Source organism: Paraliobacillus sediminis (genome assembly GCF_003426055.1).
This window is the reverse complement of record NZ_QJSI01000001.1, coordinates 684,231-703,021: the sequence shown is the minus strand read 5'-3', so window position 1 is coordinate 703,021 and position 18,791 is coordinate 684,231. Positions and strand designations below refer to the sequence as shown.

14 protein-coding genes are annotated in these 18,791 nt (G+C 37.4%); all 14 read right to left on the bottom strand.

Translation table 11 applies throughout. The annotated features are described in order from the left end of the window. Positions 1–22: 22 nt before the first annotated feature. Positions 23–1,819 carry a methyl-accepting chemotaxis protein gene (locus D2K60_RS03110; RefSeq protein ID WP_117168523.1) on the bottom strand — a complete coding sequence of 599 codons (1,797 nt, stop codon included), beginning with the start codon at positions 1,817–1,819 and terminating at the stop codon, positions 23–25. A gap of 289 nt (positions 1,820–2,108) precedes the next feature. After that, positions 2,109–5,396, bottom strand: a complete 3,288-nt coding sequence (locus D2K60_RS03105; RefSeq protein WP_117168522.1) for a glycosyl hydrolase 53 family protein — start codon at positions 5,394–5,396, stop codon at positions 2,109–2,111. Positions 5,397–5,612: 216 nt separating this feature from the next. Continuing rightward, positions 5,613–7,676, bottom strand: a complete 2,064-nt coding sequence (locus D2K60_RS03100; protein WP_117168521.1) for a beta-galactosidase — start codon at positions 7,674–7,676, stop codon at positions 5,613–5,615. A 90-nt stretch (positions 7,677–7,766) separates the two neighbouring features. Next, the gene (locus tag D2K60_RS03095) at positions 7,767–8,606 is read right to left on the bottom strand and encodes a galactooligosaccharide ABC transporter permease GanQ (RefSeq protein ID WP_117169090.1); all 840 of its coding nucleotides are present in this window, start codon (positions 8,604–8,606) and stop codon (positions 7,767–7,769) included. 15 nt (positions 8,607–8,621) lie between these two features. Further along, positions 8,622–9,875, bottom strand: coding sequence for a galactooligosaccharide ABC transporter permease GanP (locus D2K60_RS03090; RefSeq protein ID WP_117168520.1), 1,254 nt, complete (start codon positions 9,873–9,875; stop codon positions 8,622–8,624). A 106-nt stretch (positions 9,876–9,981) separates the two neighbouring features. Next, positions 9,982–11,262: a galactooligosaccharide ABC transporter substrate-binding protein GanS gene (locus tag D2K60_RS03085; protein ID WP_117168519.1), complete on the bottom strand. Its 1,281-nt coding sequence runs from the start codon at positions 11,260–11,262 to the stop codon at positions 9,982–9,984. A gap of 275 nt (positions 11,263–11,537) precedes the next feature. Continuing rightward, complete coding sequence (locus D2K60_RS03080) at positions 11,538–12,530, bottom strand: LacI family DNA-binding transcriptional regulator (RefSeq protein WP_117168518.1); 993 nt, start codon at positions 12,528–12,530, stop codon at positions 11,538–11,540. A 427-nt stretch (positions 12,531–12,957) separates the two neighbouring features. Further along, entirely contained in the window at positions 12,958–13,809 is an 852-nt protein-coding gene (locus D2K60_RS03075; protein WP_117168517.1) for a MurR/RpiR family transcriptional regulator, read from the bottom strand. 304 nt (positions 13,810–14,113) lie between these two features. After that, a complete protein-coding gene (locus D2K60_RS03070) occupies positions 14,114–14,809 on the bottom strand; it encodes an N-acetylmannosamine-6-phosphate 2-epimerase (RefSeq protein WP_117168516.1) in 696 nt (231 codons plus the stop codon). 30 nt (positions 14,810–14,839) lie between these two features. After that, on the bottom strand, positions 14,840–16,372 hold the full coding sequence (locus D2K60_RS03065; RefSeq protein WP_117168515.1) for a maltose/glucose-specific PTS transporter subunit IIC: 1,533 nt from the start codon (positions 16,370–16,372) through the stop codon (positions 14,840–14,842). 231 nt (positions 16,373–16,603) lie between these two features. Then, on the bottom strand, positions 16,604–17,086 hold the full coding sequence (locus D2K60_RS03060) for a PTS sugar transporter subunit IIA (protein WP_117168514.1): 483 nt from the start codon (positions 17,084–17,086) through the stop codon (positions 16,604–16,606). A gap of 850 nt (positions 17,087–17,936) precedes the next feature. Further along, positions 17,937–18,476, bottom strand: coding sequence for a type IV toxin-antitoxin system AbiEi family antitoxin domain-containing protein (locus D2K60_RS03050; RefSeq protein WP_205418573.1), 540 nt, complete (start codon positions 18,474–18,476; stop codon positions 17,937–17,939). After that, positions 18,466–18,606, bottom strand: a complete 141-nt coding sequence (locus tag D2K60_RS20825) for a magnesium chelatase domain-containing protein (protein WP_240335258.1) — start codon at positions 18,604–18,606, stop codon at positions 18,466–18,468. Before D2K60_RS20825 ends, D2K60_RS03050 begins: the two co-directional genes overlap by 11 nt. Then, on the bottom strand, positions 18,561–18,704 hold the full coding sequence (locus D2K60_RS20820) for a hypothetical protein (RefSeq protein ID WP_240335266.1): 144 nt from the start codon (positions 18,702–18,704) through the stop codon (positions 18,561–18,563). Before D2K60_RS20820 ends, D2K60_RS20825 begins: the two co-directional genes overlap by 46 nt. Positions 18,705–18,791: the final 87 nt, after the last annotated feature.

The following is an 18,791-nucleotide window of genomic DNA, read 5'->3' as shown; positions in this document are numbered from 1 at the left end:
CCGTCCCCTGCTTCTGTATTTCTTATAGCTTAAATTCTTTTACTAGTTCGTTTAATTCTTCTGCTGATTGGGCTAATTGATTAGAGCCATCTGCAATTTCTACCATTGAGCTTGTTGCTTGCTCAGCGGATGCTGACGTTTCTTCTACACCTGCTGCTGATTCCTCCGATATAGAAGCAATTTCTTGAATTGATCCATTCATTTGATCACTGTCTTTTGCCATTTGCGTTAAGCCATTTGTCATCATTCTAATATTCGTTGTCATTGTTTCAATTGCATTTTTTATCGATTCGAATGTAGCTCCTGTGCTTATTATTTGTTGAGTACCACTCTCTACTTCTTGATAACCAGCTTCTAACGTCGTTGCTACTGTTGACGATTCTTTTTGTATATTGGTTACGATAGTCGTTATATCTCCGACCGAAACGGTTACTTGTTCTGCCAATTTTCGAACTTCATCAGCCACAACCGCAAAACCATTCCCATGTTCTCCCGCTCTAGCAGCCTCTATCGCAGCATTTAATGCTAGCAAATTCGTTTGAGCTGCAATATCTTTGATTACTGAAACAAGTTTTGTGATTTCTCTTGATTGCAGATCTAAGCCATGCACTTTATTAACCGCTTCTTTGACAATTGCATCGATACTCGTCATCTGGTTAATAGACAGTTGCATGAGCTTGTTGCCATCTTCGGTTTCCTTTACCACTTTACCAGTAGTTTGGCTAATCTTTTCACCACTTTGACTTGCCTCCGTAATTTTCGTTGTGAAGTCTTTCATTGTATGAGCTAGATCTCCCGCGTAATTAGCTTGTGTCTCGGTACCTGAAGCTAATTCTTCCATCGTTGCTGCAATTTGTTCAGAACCATCTTTCACTTCATTTGAGGATTGTAATAATTCTTCACTTTGTTCACTAACGCTTTTGGCTGTTTTACTAATTCGTTGAACGATATGCTTAATATTGTTTTGCATCGCATTCATCGATATTCCTAACTTACTAATTTCATCTTTTCCTTGGTAGGTTAACGGCTCTGTCGTTAAATTACCGCTCGCAATATCATCACTCATTTGCACTACCTTTCTCAAATTCGTAGCGACAGAACGACTTACGAATACAATCATTATGATACCGATTACAATAGAAGATACCATTGAACCAGCTAAAATAATTAAAGCTGCACGGTGACTAGACATTGCTGTATTCACAGATTCTGCTCGTTCTTCATTAACAGTTTTGCGTAATGCATCTAAATAAGCCATTATTTCTTCTGTCGAATCACCTAATAGATTTATGTGGTAAAATGACATACCATCTGGGCTGTAATTCCCTACTATTTGTTCTAAAAACAGTGTGTCCATTTCTTTATTAAATTTATCTACTTCTTCTAGTAACTTTTTTTGTTTTTCTGTATCGAGATTAACGCTAATCTCCTCTAAGGCTGAGGTTACTAGTTCTTGCTTCACTTTAAATTCATCAACATATGATTCGCTTCCATATTGCGCAAAACTAAAAGCAGCAAGTGATTTAGCCCTGATCTCTGAACTTATTTCAGTAATGGTAATTGCTCGGTCACCTCTTCGATCGAGCGCATTTACTTCATCACCAATTGTAAAAATGGATTTTGCAACAAATCCTATCGAGATACTTAGTAATAATAGAATTATAATGAAAATAAAACCGAATTTACCTCCGATAGACTTATTGCGCAAACTAAAAATGGCTATCTTTTTCGACTTGTTTGTCATTTTTAACGCTTTATTTTCTTTTGGATTTTTCTTTGATGTTTTTTTGTTCTTTCGATTAAACAGCAGTTTCTTCACGTCATTTCCCCCTTATGTAATCCTTTTTAAAACTTTGTTTATCGATGAATTTAGAATAGCCATCTTTCGTTATCCTAGCATGAACCGGATCCTTTTCTTCGTTAAACATATGTTGTGTTGGATTAATTTTTTTAAAAATTAGGATGCTCTAACCTTATAGTAAAATTAAAATCATCCTATTCCATTTATTTCAACATACATAAATGGAATAGGACCTTATAACTAGAAATATGTTATAAAAGTTAAAAATTACTTCAAGGAACCAAAAGTTAGAATGAAATTCTCCTAATTAACTTTGCAACCTTTTTCTTCTTACAAACAAAGTAATTGCACCAATAATTAATAGTAAACCACCTAACACGAACCAATTATACTGATTCGTTGCAGTATCTGGTAATTCAGCATCGGAAGTCGCTTCAGTAGCAATTTCAAAGACACCATATGCACTAAAGTGTGTCAATTCTGCAATTACTTCACCAGTCTCCTTGTTGTATGAAATTGGTGTGATAAATTCTTTCTTTTCTCCATTATCATCGATATATACTACTTTCAGGTCATCCCAATTCTTAACTTTATCTGGGTTAATTTTAAATGTAATCGTAATCGGGGTGTCACTAAAATCAGTTACTTCTTCTCCACCTATTAAAAGAGAGAAATCGATTATCTCACTCAAAACATCTTTATTTTTATTGGCAATCTTATCGGATACTTTACCAAATTCAAAGGCTATATCTTCACCTTTTGAAAGCAATGCTGCTGGAATATTAGCTTTCACGTTACCATCCGTAAGCTCAAGGGAATACCCGTCAGCGAATTTCTCTAGCTCTGCTTTGCTAATTTTAACGACCTTTGAAGCTTTAGGATACGTGTAAACCTTACTTGCATCATCTCGAACTAAATCAGATGCTTTAACAGCCGCAGATCCTTTTGAACCTGGGTTCTTTATTCCCGGTTCTTCTTTATCTGTTTCAGTTTCTGGATTCTCTGACTCCGGTTCTTCTGGCTCTCCTGTTTCTGGATTCTCAGTTACAGGGTCCTCTATCTCCGGTTCTTCAGCCCCTGGATTCTCTGGCTCTTCCCCATCTTGGTCACTTGGTTCTTCTGGTACTTGGTAATCTCCTACTTTATAAAAGTTAAAGTCATCTAATGTTCCCCAGGCCCCTGCGTCTGCTTTGATCACTGCACCTATCGTGATTGTTCCATCTAATACAAGAATGTCACCAATTTCTGGATTGTTCCAATTAGTCCAACCACTAACCTCTGTCTCTGTTTCAAGGGTTTCATCCGCTGTTTTCGTATAAATGTACATATCAGAATCGCCAGCGTCTCCGCCTTGTAAGAACATCGAATAATTATAATACCCTGGTTCTAAACCAGTAATTGTCTGTTCTGCTTGAAAGTCTACTCCTGTATCAGAATAGAAATGTAAGGAATAATCTCCTGAATTAGCATCTGCTGCATTGTTTTGAAAGTCAGTATGTGCTGTTCCACTTGGATAGGTAACAATCCACATACTACGATCACTGTCTTCAAAGCCTGGGTTAGCTACAAAATTCATGGGCTTTATTTCAAGATGTGCTACAACAGTGTGTCCGCCATCCGTAACCCCTTCAATGTCATAGATACCAGCACCGCTGTTTATCGCTTGCTCTAATGCCTCATTGTCCCATGTTACGGAAACGTCCTTTTCACTGCCATCGTTATAAACAGCTGTGACAGTTTCCGGTAATGTTATCGCGTCTCCTAGATTAGCAGTAACTGTTATATCGTTAACTTTATCAATCTCCAAACCGGCTACCGCACCAGTATCGATATAGTTAAATACGTTTAATGACGGTAATGGATGGCCGTTAAAGTCAAATAACGCTTGATTATCGACCGCGCTTCCGCCGTACCATTCACCTGCATCTTCCGGATCATACTCAGATGCAAAACTAGTCGCCCAGCCTGAACCCTGTTGCTCCCAAATCGCTTTATTTGCTTCTAGTTCATCAGCAGGACCAACTGGAATCCATGCAGGTTCCCAATAAAATACACCAATACCCGCTTCACCAACATTAGCAACTGCTTGGAATACATCTCTTAAAGCGTTCGCTTGTCCTTGCACTGTAATCGGATAGTTCAATACTTGTCCAGAATCCTTTGGTGCTGTATTACCATGTCCATCACCTTCTTCTTCCGTGTAAACATAAGAAGTTTCAGCTACCATCACTTGTTTCCCATACGTATCAGCAACATTTTTAAGTACTGCTGTTAAATTATCAAGCGTCCCATGCCAAAATGGATAGTAAGAACTAGCAAACACATCGTAATCTACATTATTCTCATCCAATGTTGCCGCAATCCCACTATATCTTCCAGAAGATTCTGGGTTTGTAAAATGTAATGCTATAAGAATAGAATCGTTTACATCTCTAATCGCCTTACTTCCTTCATTAAATAGTGCACTCATCTTTGTCCAATCTGTTTCTCCGACAAATCCACCATTCGTTTCATTCCCAACTTGAACCATTCCAACGTCAATACCTGCATCAAGTAAAGCCTGGACGCTATCTTTTGTATAGTTATAAACTGCGTCTTTCTTATCTTCAAAATTTAGATTTTCCCACGCTTTTGGTGCTTGTTGTTTCGCGGGATCTGCCCAAAAATCTGAGTAGTGGAAATCTACTAAAAGCTTCATGTCATTCTGTGTAGCTCTTTTTCCTATTTCAATCGCTTTCTGTAAATCATTATTACCACCACCGTAGCCATTTCCATTTGCATCATATGGGTCATTCCATATACGTACACGGACATAGTTAACACCAGAATCCTTCATGGTTGCAAAAATATCCTGTTCGTTCCCTGCTTCGTTGTAGAACTTCACGCCGCTATCTTCTAATGAAAGAATACTAGAAACGTCCACACCTTTGATAAAATCATCAGACATCCCATCTACTTTTTCTACAAAAATAGCAGCTTCTACTGGATCCGGAACAGTCACTGTATCCTCGCCGTCATCGTTTGTAGATATAAGCTGGAAACTATCCAAATAACCATATGCATTCGGTTCGCCATCAACATTTGCTCCTATTTGAAAATCAGTTGCATCTTCAGCTAATTCAAAAGTCAGTGTAACTGTTTCCCAATTATTATATCCTGTTGTAGTTACCACATTTGCTATTTCTTCTCCTGCAAATAATCTAACATTACCAGCTTCAGCATTTGAACCACCCATTACATTTACAGAAAGCTCGTAGCTTCCAGCTGGAAGGGCCGTAATTGTTTGACTTAACGTAAAGGATTGATTTCCTTCTGCCGTATCTTGCACCCAAAAATTAGTTGCAAACTCTCCCTCATCTTTGGTCATCCACTCATCTTCCGCATATCCAAACTGCTTCACATCAACCATACCTTGAGAAGTTACATCCCATGACCCGTCATTCCAAAAGTCTGTTTCAAATCCACCATTTGTTAGTAGGTTTGTCGATGAAGCTTGTGCATTTACAGAACTCGTATTTAATCCAAGCATGCTAAACACCAACGAAAATGCAATTAATACGTAAACGAATTTCAACTGCTTTCCTTTTCTTCTCATATCTCTTATCTCCTTTATAAGGAAGCGGGGGACGGTTCTCTGCTTCCAAAGCAAAGAACCATTTCCTGTTTCCTTTCTTTTGAAAAACAGAAATTTTTATACTTCACTTTACACTTTAAATAGAACGCTTTCATTTAACGAAGGAAGGAAGCAAAGAACCGACCCTTGCTTCCTCCCAAACACAAAAATAGAGGAAGCAGAGAACCGTCCCCTGCTTCATTTTCTAGGTTGTTCTAGTATTCTAACTTCGTATTTTTCGAGTGTGATTTCATCTGAAACAACTTCTCCAGTGATTAAATCCGTCAAGCTAGAATTGAATGCTATTTGTTGTGCTTCTTCGGTAAAGTTCATGACAAAAGCGTAGTCAGATTCCGTTCCTTGTCTTGCTTGGACGGAAACACCTTTACCATGTTTAATAGAAACAACTGGCTTAAGTGCTAATTCCTTAATTAATACGTGATAGAAATCGCGATGGAATTGCTCATCTAGCCTTGCCCCAATATAGTAGGACTTCCCTTCCTGATAGGAATGACTTGTAACAGCAGCTGTATTTTTATAGAAATCTTCTTGATAGATTCCTTCGGTAGTAGCTGTTGCTAAGTCAAGGACAGTTGCATAATCCTTCACTTGATAGTTTTTGTCTTGATAGGTAACCGTATTTTTGTCCTTTGGATACAGTGTATCTGTTTCCGTTGGCTTCATACCAAATATATCTTGTAAATCTTTATGCCATCCGCCTAAAAAGGTTAGATCATGTTCATTCACGTGCCCACTAATATAAGTCATAACCAATCTACCACCAGCAGCAACATAGGCTTTCAAACGTGCAATCGTAGCTTCACTTACTAAATAAAGCATCGGAACGATTAACAATTTATAATCAGAAAAATCTTGTTCTTTTGTGATTACATCTACTGGAATATCTTGTTCCCAGAATGTACGATAGTGCTCTTGCAAGGTTTGTGGGTATTGTTTCGTTGAAAGACCAAACCCTTGTGCATCATTTAATGCCCAGTTGCTTTCCCAATCATACATAATCGCCACGTCTGCAGGACGATTTGTTCCGACAACGTCAGACAACTTCTCTAACGTTTGACCCACTTGTGCAACCTCTTTGAACACACGATTTTCAGAACTATTATCATGATCAACTACTGATCCATGAAACTTCTCTGAAGAACCACGAGATTTGCGCCATTGGAAATACATGATACTGTCTGAACCATGCGCAAGCATTTGCATGGAAGAAAGTAAGTGCATGCCAGGACGCTTCGCTTTATTTACTTCATGCCAGTTTACTAAGCTTGGCGTTGATTCCATTAAAAGAAATGGCTTTTGCTTTAAGCTACGATACAAGTCATCGATAAAACCAATCTTCATTGCTAAATCAGCTGTTGATTCCCAGTCATTGTGCCATGCAGGATAAGCGTCCCAGCTAATAACATCAAGGTGCTTTGCGAATTTACTGTAATCGAGTGACTGAAATGGAATTAAATCGAATGTATCAGCCATAAAGTTCGTTGTAATTGGAATGTCCGGTGTCAGTTCACGCATTGGTACAATTTCATTTTCATAAAAGTCTATCGTTTGATCGGTTACGAAACGGCGCCAATCCAAGTTCAACCCATGGACAGCACTCTCCCCAATTGGAGAAGGAGATTCAATCTGTGACCAATCTGAGAAAGTATGGCTCCAGAATGGGCCCCACCACGCATCGTTTAACGCTTGAAGATCATCCTTGTATTTTTCCTTCAACCATCCTCTAAATGCATCTTGACATGTATCACAATGACATTCGCCACTATATTCATTTGAGATGTGCCACATGATTAATGCAGGATTCTTACCATATCTTTCTGCAAGTAACCGGTTCATCTGTTGTGTTTTTTCACGGTAAACAACTGACGAAAAACAGTGATTGTGACGACCACCATGTAATTGCTTGACACGACTTTCATTTACACGTAATACTTCGGGATACTTTTCTGACATCCACGCTGGACGTGCTCCGCTTGGTGTAGCTAAAATAACGCGACCCCCGATGTTCGCAATATTTTCAATGATCGTGTCCAACCATTCAAAATTGTAAACACCTTCTTCAGGTTCCAACGTACTCCACGCAAAAATCCCTAAGGAAAACGTATTCGTATGTGAAAGTTTCATCAACTTTATGTCATCCGCTAAAATTTCTGGTCGATCTAACCATTGATCAGGATTGTAGTCGCCGCCATGAAGCATAAAATCTGCCTTCGTTACATATGACTTTTGGTGTTTTGGCATGTTACTGTCCCCCATATTGTTATTTATCTATTTACTGATATCTAGGTTGAAGCCCTATTAGGAATAATAATTCCCAAAAATCCTTTGTACTTACCCTTTCGTTCCACCTGATGTTAACCCTGATACAAAGTTCTTTTGTAAGAGAACGAACACTACCGCGATCGGAATACTGATTAGAATTGCACCAGCAGCAAACGTCGTGTAACTTGCTCCCATTACATCATTAACTAAATTGTATAGACCAATCGGCAACGTATACGATTCAGGTGATCGCAATATGGTTGATGCTAAAACGAAATCAGCAAGTGGAATAATAAATCCATTCATTGCTACAACCGCGATCATTGGTTTAGATAATGGCATGATAATCCGAAAGAAAATCGTTGTATTACTCGCGCCATCAATTCGTGCACTTTCATCTAATGAGATTGGAATCGAGTCAATATAACCTTTCATTAGATACGTACACATTGGAATTTGGCCACCAATGTAAAGGAAGATCAACAACCAATGACTGTTCATCAAGCCAAGAACTTGAGCTAATACAAATAGTGCAATTAAAGCAGAAAACTGTGGGATCATTTGTAATAGTAAGAATAAGGTTAAACCATTCTTTCTACCGACAAAACGAAACCGTGAAAAAGCATAGGCCATAAATGAAACACTTATAACTGTTCCAATCATGGTTAAAACACTAATTTTTATTGAATTTAAATACCATTGTCCATACTGTAGACTTTCTTTGCCTGCAAATAACTCTTTGTAATGATCCAAAGTCGGATTTTCAGGAATGAGTGACGTACTTATTAAACTATTACCTGGATTAAAGCTTGCGCCCACAGTCCAAAGCAACGGATAAATAATCACGATCATCATGAAAATTAATAAAGAGTAAGAGGCAAAGAGTCGAGTGAATTTACTTCTCTTCATGTTCGTCATTAGCTCTTAATCCTCCTTAAATGAATTTGTTCGTCTGAACTGCCATAATGCAATTCCAATGACAAATACAGATAACAAAATAGTTAACGCAGCTGCTAGAGAATATTGACTGGATTGCATGGTTAATTTATAAATCCAAGATACTAAGATATCTGTTCCTCCAGCTGTAGATCCCGGCACAGCAGGACCACCACCGTTGAACAAATAAATAATATTAAAGTTGTTAAAGTTAAAGGTATATTGCGTAATGATAATCGGCGCAATTGCGAGTAGTATCATTGGCATTGTAATATGCTTGAATTTAGCAAAAATAGATGCGCCATCAATCGTTGCCGCTTCATATAAATCATCCGGAATAGATTGTAAGACCCCTGTCGTTACTAGGAATATATAAGGGAATCCCAACCATCCCTGCATCAGAATAAGCGCTAGTTTTGACCATGCTGCATCAGTTAACCACGGAATCGCATCAATTCCAAAGAAGGCTAAGATATCATTATTAATGGCACCAAAACTGTCATTAAACAGACCTGCGAAAATTAAGATCGTAACAAATCCTGGTACAGCCCATGGTAATACGAGGACTGTTCGAACGACTCTTTTGAAATGGATATCCTTCTGGTTTACAACTACTGCTAATAAAATACCAAGACCAACTTGTAATGTAGTAGCAACGAGTGTCCAAATGACCGTCCATCCTAAAACATCAAAAAAAGTAGAACGCCAGATATCAACTGTGAAAATTTTTGCGAATGTATCAAATCCTACCCAATCAACTAAACTAGCTGGTGGAGAATGATATAAGTCATAATTCGTAAAGGCTACCCCAAGACTAAATAAAATAGGGAAGATAACCGCGAATATTAAAATGAAAAACGAGGGACCACTAACTACATAAGGATACCCTGCATCTACAAGATTGTGGTATTGCTGTTTAAGTGAATAGAGCTGTCTGTTATTATCACGTAATTCACCATTTTTGTAAGCATCCCGGAAATTCAGGTAGTATACAAGTAATCCTAAAAGTGTAACGAGGATCGCAATAATACCTTGCGCCAATAAAAATACTGAATTATCTCTTGGCACTTCAGTTCCTAAGGTAAGAATGCCCCAATAACCCATATTCAACATATCACCAAATACGAATAAAAACGCTGCTCCAAAACCTAGGAACACGAGACCTTTCACCCATTGCTTATTGTAAAATTGTCCAAAACCAGGAATGATAGATAATAAGCTTGCTTTTGTCCGATGTTGCACCTTTCTCACCTCTTTATATAGGAAACACTGATTTTAAATTAGAAAGGTGCCAAACATCGTGTTATCATTTGACACCATTTTTTTATAATATAGCTGTTATTTTAAATTATTGTCCAGCGTGGTTTGCTTCAATTTGTCCTTTAATTGTTTCTACAGCTTGGTTTAATGCTTCTTCTGGATCGGCCTTACCTGTAGCAATTGTTTGTAATGCTGCATCAGCAGGCGTCCAAACTTCATTCATTTCAGGAATACTTGGTGTTAATTCTGAGAACTGAGACTGTTGTGCGACAGCTTGTGCTGCTTCACTTTCAGTAACTACAGGATCATCTGCCAATGCTTTAACAGCTGGCACTTCGCCTGTAATTTCATATCTTGTTTTTGAATTTTCTTCATTCGTAATGAATTCAACTAATTCTTCTGCAAGTTCTGGATTTTCAGCATACGTGCTGACATTGTAGCTTTTCACACCAACAAAAGCACTCATATTTTCCCCATTTGCTAATTCAGGTAATTTCAAAACGCCATAATTAATTCCTGCTTCTTCATATGGTCCTAAGTTCCATGGGCCAGAAATAACTGCAGCAGCTTTACCTTCAGAGAATAAGGAATCTAACACATTAATACCTTGTTCCCCAACTAAACCTGATGGGAAAAGACCCTCATCATAAAACTTTTGAATCGATTCCGCCCCTTCAATTGCGCCTTCGTTGTTTAATCCAACATCGCTTGGATCAAAGTTACCGTCAGCATCTTTCCCGAATACATATCCGCCATAACCACTTAATACACCATTGGCATAGTAGATTTGGTCAAATAGAGCTAATAGACCATAGTTTTCACCTTCTGTTAATTCTAGGGATAGGTCATACCAACCATCTAATGTAGTAGGAACTTCGTCTTCTGAAACAAGATCTTTGTTATAGTAAAGCACGTTTGTTTCAACTGCTTTTGGTAAACCATAAACTTTACCGTCGTAAATTTGAGAATTCATCGCAACATCTGTGTAGATTGATTGAACATCTTCACTTACATCTAACTCTTTAAGTAAACCTTCTGTAACAGCTGTACCAATCTGATCACCAGGCATTGTGAAAACATCTGGGCCTGTACCAGCTGGTCCATCTAAACGTAAGTCTTCCACTTGTTGTGCGTAAGCCTTTTCGATTACTTCTATTTCAACATCATGTTCTTCTTCAAATGTAGTGATTGCAGCTTCTATACCTGCAGATTTATCAATATCTGCCCAAACGGTTAATTGATTCGTTTCTTCTGCACTTTCATCTGAATCACCTGCATCTCCATTACTTTCCTGAGGTCCACAAGCAACTAAAGCAAAAAGCAATGCTGTAAAACTAATAAGTCCTAAGTATTTTTTTAATCTTATCATTAGGATACATCTCCCTTTTATATAATAAATTGCAATAAACCGCTTCCTTTAATTAATGAAAACGTTTTATTGATATAAATATAGCACATGAAATATAATAAGTAAACAAAATTTTTACCTTTTATTCAATATATTTTTACTTTTATTAAGTAAAATATTTTACTATATTATCATCGTATTTTACTAAACGGAAGCAGAGAACCTTCCCCTGCTTCCACACGAAAAGACCATTACCTTTTATCGCTTGGTAATGGTCTCTCCTTTTCGCCCTAATATTAGTTTGTGCTTTTTCTAATGATCATTTCCGGGCCGAGATATAATGTTTTTACTATTTTACGCTTCTCTACAACTCTTTCTACTAATAATTCCAACGCATTCTTGCACATTTCGTGGATATCAATATCGAATGTCGTCAGTGGTGGAGAGATGTATTTCGCAACACTAATATTATTAATGCCAATAATTGATACTCTGTCTGGTATCGCAATCGCCGATTCGTTTAATGCTTGCAAACATCCAACGGCAATCGGATCAGCAGCTGTGAAAAACGCAGTCGGCAATTGATCACCCAGTGTCTCGACGGCATTCTTCATTAAGTGATAGCCATTTGCGACAGAGAATCCTCTGTGGCAAAAGATAAAATCTTCGTTTAATAAACCCTTTTCCGCCATATACCGCCGGAATGTTCGTTCTCTAATATCCATTTCATCTTCATGGGTATTTGGATTGCGGAAAGTCCCACCAATAAACCCAATTTCTTTATGTCCTTTGTCCACTAAAAAGTCAACTGTTCTCCGCGTCACTTGTGCTAAATCCGGTCGCACTGAATCAAAGTGATAGGGATCAGGGGTCGTATCGATAAAGACGCCATTTGGTGTTAACTCCCTTAGTTGAACTAGCTCTTGATTGGAAAAAGTACCCACTGCAATAAACCCTTCAATATCATTTGGAATCTGCTCAATTCCTTCATTAATTTTATATGTTGTAAGTTCGACATTAAATTTCTTGGCCAATTTATCTAATTCTAACCGCATCGATTTAAAATAGACATCTTCTAGTTCTTCTATGTCAGTTAGCCAATATAAGAATACGATATTTTTAATTAATGGTCGGATAATTTTCTTCTTATAATCCAGTTGATCAGCAACCTGATAAATTTTCTCACGCATCTGATCTGAAACAGAAAGCTTTGGATCATTATTTAATACACGTGATACAGTTGTAATAGAACAACCCGCTGTTTTCGCCACATCTTTAATCGTCGCCATCGCTTCTTCCTCCTAGCTGAATTACCTTACATCCACTAATCACATATAACGCAGTATAGCCTTTAGGAATAGTTAGTAAAACATTTTACCTTTAGTTTATCTTATTGAAAGTAAAAGTCAAGGGGGGGAGAGACGGAAGCAGGGGACGGTTCTCTGCTTCCTTTGATATTTGATATTTGATAAAATATTGTCGTTCTGAGCTAGCACTTTACTTAGTCATGGGGGCGAATTTTTGGAACAATGTGCAACCCCTTGATGCTAAACAGATAAACTATATCTATTTAAATTGCCACGAAAAAAACCGCTAAATCTTTTGTTTAATCCCCACTTTTTACCTTTTCAGAATCATACTTTCATAGTTTTGAATTGTAAACGGTATAGATTTGATTGAAAAAGGAAGCAGAGAACCGTCCCCTGCTTCCTCACTTCAACCCTCTGACGAGAATTCATTTAATGCTTTTAGCGTTTTTTTACGAATTTGCGTCCTATTTATATAATCCTTAGCTACAAGTTCTGTGTAAATTAAGTCAAAGATAAGGAAGAGTGGTAAGGTTGGTGAAATGTTCTGGGCCATATGCATATTATTTCTACTCATGACTAAAAGCGATAAATCTGCTAACTGGTAGAGTTCCGACGCTTTTTCACTGGTGATCGCTAAAATAGTTGCGCCTTGTTGCTTGGCGATTTTAACCGCATCGATGACTTCTTTTGTTTTTCCCGAAATCGAAATTCCAATCACTAAACTGTCTTCTGTCGTTAATGCTGCGTCCATTACTGCTTGATGTGGATCGGTAATCGACTCCACATAGATACCCACTCGAAAAAACTTCCATTTAAACTCTTGTGCAGCAATCCCGGAGTTGCCTATTCCATAAACATGAACCTTCTTTGCTTTATTTAAAAGAGCAACGACTTGTTGAATGTCCGGATACGTGATTTTTCGAAAGGTCGTTTCAATAATCTCTAAATGGTTTTGATAAAGTTTAGAAAAGTAATCAATCTCCTTGATGTCACTTGTCACAGTTGGTTTGTTTCGTAAGTCGATATACCGTTTTAATTCATGCCTAAATTCATTAAATCCTGAAAATGAAATTTTTTGGCAAAATCGAGTAATTGTGGCTGGTGAAACATGATTTTTTTTTGCAATTTGACTAATCGTTAACTGGCTAACTTCTTCTGAATTGGATATGATATATTTTGCTAGATCTGCTTCAGAATTAGTGAATTTTTCTATACTAGATTCGATACCATGGATCAGATTCTCACCGAGATATTCCATATTCCCCTCCCCTTTCAGGATACGTGGCTCAATCATTTTACGCGAGTTTCATATGTTCATTATATCTGAAATTCATTCCTCAATTATACACGAACATATACCCTATTCTTCCCTAAAAATGATAAGAATACAATAACTACAACAAAAGCACCCAATAATATTCCATCCAAATAGATTCCCATACATATTTCTCCACAAAAAATCACCCAAGCAAAATCGCCTGGGTTAAAAATATCTGTTCTTTGTTTTGTCAGCGTTAATCTAGCTAGCGAGATAATCCCACTCAAGAACTATTCAATCATCGTTAATCTTGTACCAATGCCTCAACAAATCTTTTTGTAATTTGCTGTGGTCTTGTAATTGCGCCACCTACAACGACCGCATGAACATTACTATCTAGGACAGAACGTGCGATTGTTGGCGTCGAAACATTTCCCTCTGCCAAAACCTTTGCTTTAGTTACTTTTTTTACAATTTGTTTAATAACCTCATAATCATGATCATCAATTTTTAATCCATTTGTTTCCGCTGTATAGCCGTATAAAGTCGGCGCCACTATATCAAACCCTAACTCATCGGCAAACATCGCTTCTTCCACCGAAGAGACGTCCGCCATCAACAAGAGATCAGGATACTTAGATCTTATCTCTTTATAAAATGTCGCTAAATCGCAACCATCAGGTCGAAGACGATTTGTCGCATCTGTGGCAATGATCTCGACACCCGTTTCTGCTAAGGCATCGATCTCTTTCATCGTAGGTGTAATAAAGACTGGATGGTCTTTGTACACTTGTTTAATGATGCCAATGACCGGCAACCCTACTTGTTTTTTGATTTCGACTATGTCTGAAACAGAGTTGGCACGAATCCCAACAGCTCCACCCTCTTTTGCAGCTACCGCCATACGCCCCATAATGAAAGAACTGTGTAACGGTTCCCCTTCTAAAGCCTGGCAAGAAACAATTAATCCCTTTTCAATCTGACCTAACACTTGATGCATGTCCAAACACGTCCTTACTATAAAATCTTATTACTCACCTAAATACTCTTCCACTTCGTTTTTCACGATCGTCACTTGAGGTCCATAGATAATTTGAACGCCTGTTCCTTTTTTAACAATCCCTTTAGATCCCGTCTGTTTGATGACTTCCTCTTGAACCAAGGATTCATCCTTAATTGTAACCCGAAGTCGCGTTGCACAACAATCGACAATATCAATATTATTAGCTCCACCTAATCCTTCGACAATTGTTTTCGCACGATCTGTAGCAGTAACTTGTTCAGTAACTTGTTCCGCGTCTTCACGACCAATGACCTTGTAGTTCTTTTTCTTAATTAGAAATTTAAACGTGAAGTAATATAAGAAGAACCACGGAATTCCAACTAGCAGAACATAAGGCCAATTCGTTTTATCTCCACCTTGAAGGACTCCAAATAATATAAAATCAATAAACCCACCTGAGAAGGTTTGTCCAACCGTAATATTAAGGATATCAGCCATCATAAAAGCAAATCCGTCAAACACCGCATGTACAAAGTAAAGAAGTGGTGCAACGAATAAGAAACTAAATTCAAGTGGTTCGGTAATCCCTGTTAAAAAAGAAGTTAATGCAGCTGAAAGTAGAATTCCGGCAACAACTTTTCTATTATTCTTTTTAGAACAATGATAAATCGCTAATGCCGCACCCGGCAAACCGAACATCATCGTAATAAACCTACCCGACATAAATCTTGATACGCCTTCGTAATACTGTCCAGTAGACGGATCCGCCAATTGCGCAAAGAAGATATTTTGCGTACCACTTATTAATTTATCATTAATCTCCATCGTTCCACCAAGAGCTGTTTGCCAAAATGGCAGATAGAAAATATGATGCAAGCCCAAAGGACCAAGCAACCGTAAAATAAATCCATATAAAAGTGTGCCAATTTCGCCTGTACTGGTTACAAGCGATCCAAGTTGATTAATAAATAGTTGAAAAAAAGGCCAAATTACAAATAGAATTGCTCCGATAAAAATGGCAACAAATGAAACTACTATTGGAATGAATCGAGATCCTCCAAAGAAGCCTAACACTTGTGGCAATTCAATTTTATTATATTTATTGTGAAGAAATGCTGCGACTATCCCGACAACAATTCCACCAAACACACCCGTTTCTAGTGTCTGAATACCAACAGCCATCCCCTGACCTGCACCTGCTAAATTATCACTAGCTAATTCTCCTGTTAAAGTAAGTAAGGCATTGATGGCACTATTCATAACAAAATAACCTATCATCGCCGCTAATCCAGCCGTCCCTTTATCTGAACGAGCTAATCCAACCGCCACACCCACCGCAAAGATGATTGGCAAGTTTGCAAACACGATATTACCGGCAGCACTCATAATCATAAAAATAGCTTGCAACCAAGTAATATCTAAAAATGGGTAAGCTGAAACCGTATTAGGATTTGACAATGCTCCACCAATTCCTAATAACAAACCAGCAGCCGGTAAAACGGCGATCGGAAGCATAAACGATTTACCAAATTGCTGCGCTTTCTCAAAAGTTTTCTTCATAAAGTCTACCTCCTTTAAGTATTATAAGTGTTATGCGGAAACTCACTTAAACTTATACTCGTATCATATAGTCCAACTTATCGTTATTCAATGGTGTTGTAACTGTTTTCATGCGTTTTCATTACCTTATCTTAAACAATGAAAATATTTTCATAATTTTGAAAATATAAAAAAGCTACTTGAAAGGAGTATCACTCCAAATCAAGTAGCTTTTTATGTTCATGCCTGTTCTTAGTCAAAAGACAAGATGTCCCTTTCGCCTTGTGCTGTTTTCCCAAACTTTTTCACACTCACTTTTGTCGAATCAGTAAAGACCACAGGAACTACATATGATGACGCCTTTTTCTTAATAATTTCTAAATCAAACTGTAAAATTTCTTGTCCAGCCTTTATCTTCTCCCCGTCTTTAACAAGGGCAGTGAAGCCTTCTCCGTTCAACTGAACCGTATCAAGGCCTACATGAATGAGAATTTCATATCCTTCCACAGATTTAATTCCAATGGCATGTTTTGTTGGAAACACACTAACAATTTCTCCATCAACAGGTGAAATCACAGAACCAGTAGCTGGAATAATCGCAAATCCGTCCCCCATCATTTTTTCCGAGAAAACAGGATCTTCCACTTCTGTGATGTCAATAATTTCACCTTCAATTGGCATAATAAACTCCTCAACCGCGGCTACTTTATTTTTATTTTTAAATAGACCAAACATAAAGATCCTCTCCCATTACATTCATTTTTTATATTATCCTAATGGTATACTCAATAAGCATATTATTCAATCAATATAGTGGTCTACATCAATTACAGGGGTGGTAATAATCTAGGATACGATTAAATAAAGAAAAATTCATATATATTTTTACTTGAAAGCAAAAAATGGTATAGACAACTATATGTACTTTCTAGTGATCTTTTTGAGTAAATACTTGTGCTATTCCGAGCTGGAAAGTTGATTCGACTATAATCCCAAAACTTTTTCAACAAAAAAAGCCTTGCGACGATTTCTCTCACAAGACTTCTCCACACACAGAGAAACTGCATTCGGTACAAAATAGGAAGTGAAAGCCACCAGCTCTCACGTATATTAGTCTTCTATATAAAATTTATACTCACAATCCTTACAGAATAAATAAGTAGTCGCATTATTTCTTGCTATTACTTTTCGATTAGCTTCACATTTATTTTTCCAATAAATAAAATTTAAACCATAAATAACAATAACCACCAGTGTATCAATTGACAGTAAGAACAACAGCGAGCGACTGCTAATCACTCCAGCAATAACACTAATACTAAGAAAGAAAAATATAATTATCATTATGATACCGAAACATCCATATCCAGGTTTACTTAGACTTTTATTTAACACTCTAACTCTATTACTATCACATCGAGGACAACGCTTCCACGCCATTATGCAATCTCTCCCTCTATAAATTAAGTTATTCTTAAAATATCGCTGCTCCTCTCTTTTGGGGCATAAAAAAAGACCTGCGATTAGCATGCCTTCAAACTTATCTATAAAATTATTATTAAGGCTTTTATTTGTGTTGAACTCTTCATAATAAAATCTCCGTATAACTTCTTAAAATTTTTTGTACCCATAACTCTTTGGCATATTTCATTAATAAAGAGATATTCTTGTCTTTACTGCCAAGGTATCTTTTCAATGCGTCATTTAAGATGGCAATATCCATGTTATTTCGATTTCGAATAATGTCACAAATGGTTCTTTCCTTGTTATAGGCTGTAACGTTTCTTCCAAACAAAGTTTCAACCTCAGTAGTTCCCATTAGATATAACGATTTTTTTACAGAATGTACTTGAATACCAGAATCCCTTAGTTTAGTAGCATTGTACCCGTAAGGTACTGTAACGGACCATTCAAGTGGATCTCTATCCGTTAAATCATGGAAAAACAATGCTGTTTCATGAGAGAATACCACTTTAGGACTTTTCATCTGAAGCATATACATCTCATCTTCAAATGCATCAGGTGTAACATAAACTCCATGTGATGCTCGATCCAACATTCCCTCTCGCGAAAGAATAGTTAAATAATGGCGTGGGATACCTTGTTTCTCCACTTCACTCGTCACTATTCTTCCGCTCTTCTGCAGGAGATAGATGAACAACAATCTTCTGATCCGGCAAGGTGATATCATAAGCATATAAAGCTGCCATCACTCTTTCTTTTGACTCTTTGACAGACGTATCTGGTAGGCCCACAATACTAACAGATTCAACCCTGGAATCAATTGTACTTCCACTTGCACAGGATAACCTTCCATTCCCTTTAAACCAATACTCTGAACGATTGTTGTCATGACATGAACCTCCCACAATCCTCTTTTTTAAAGAATAGAAGGATCCACCAAATCTGTAAAATCAATAAATAGTTAATTTAACGCACA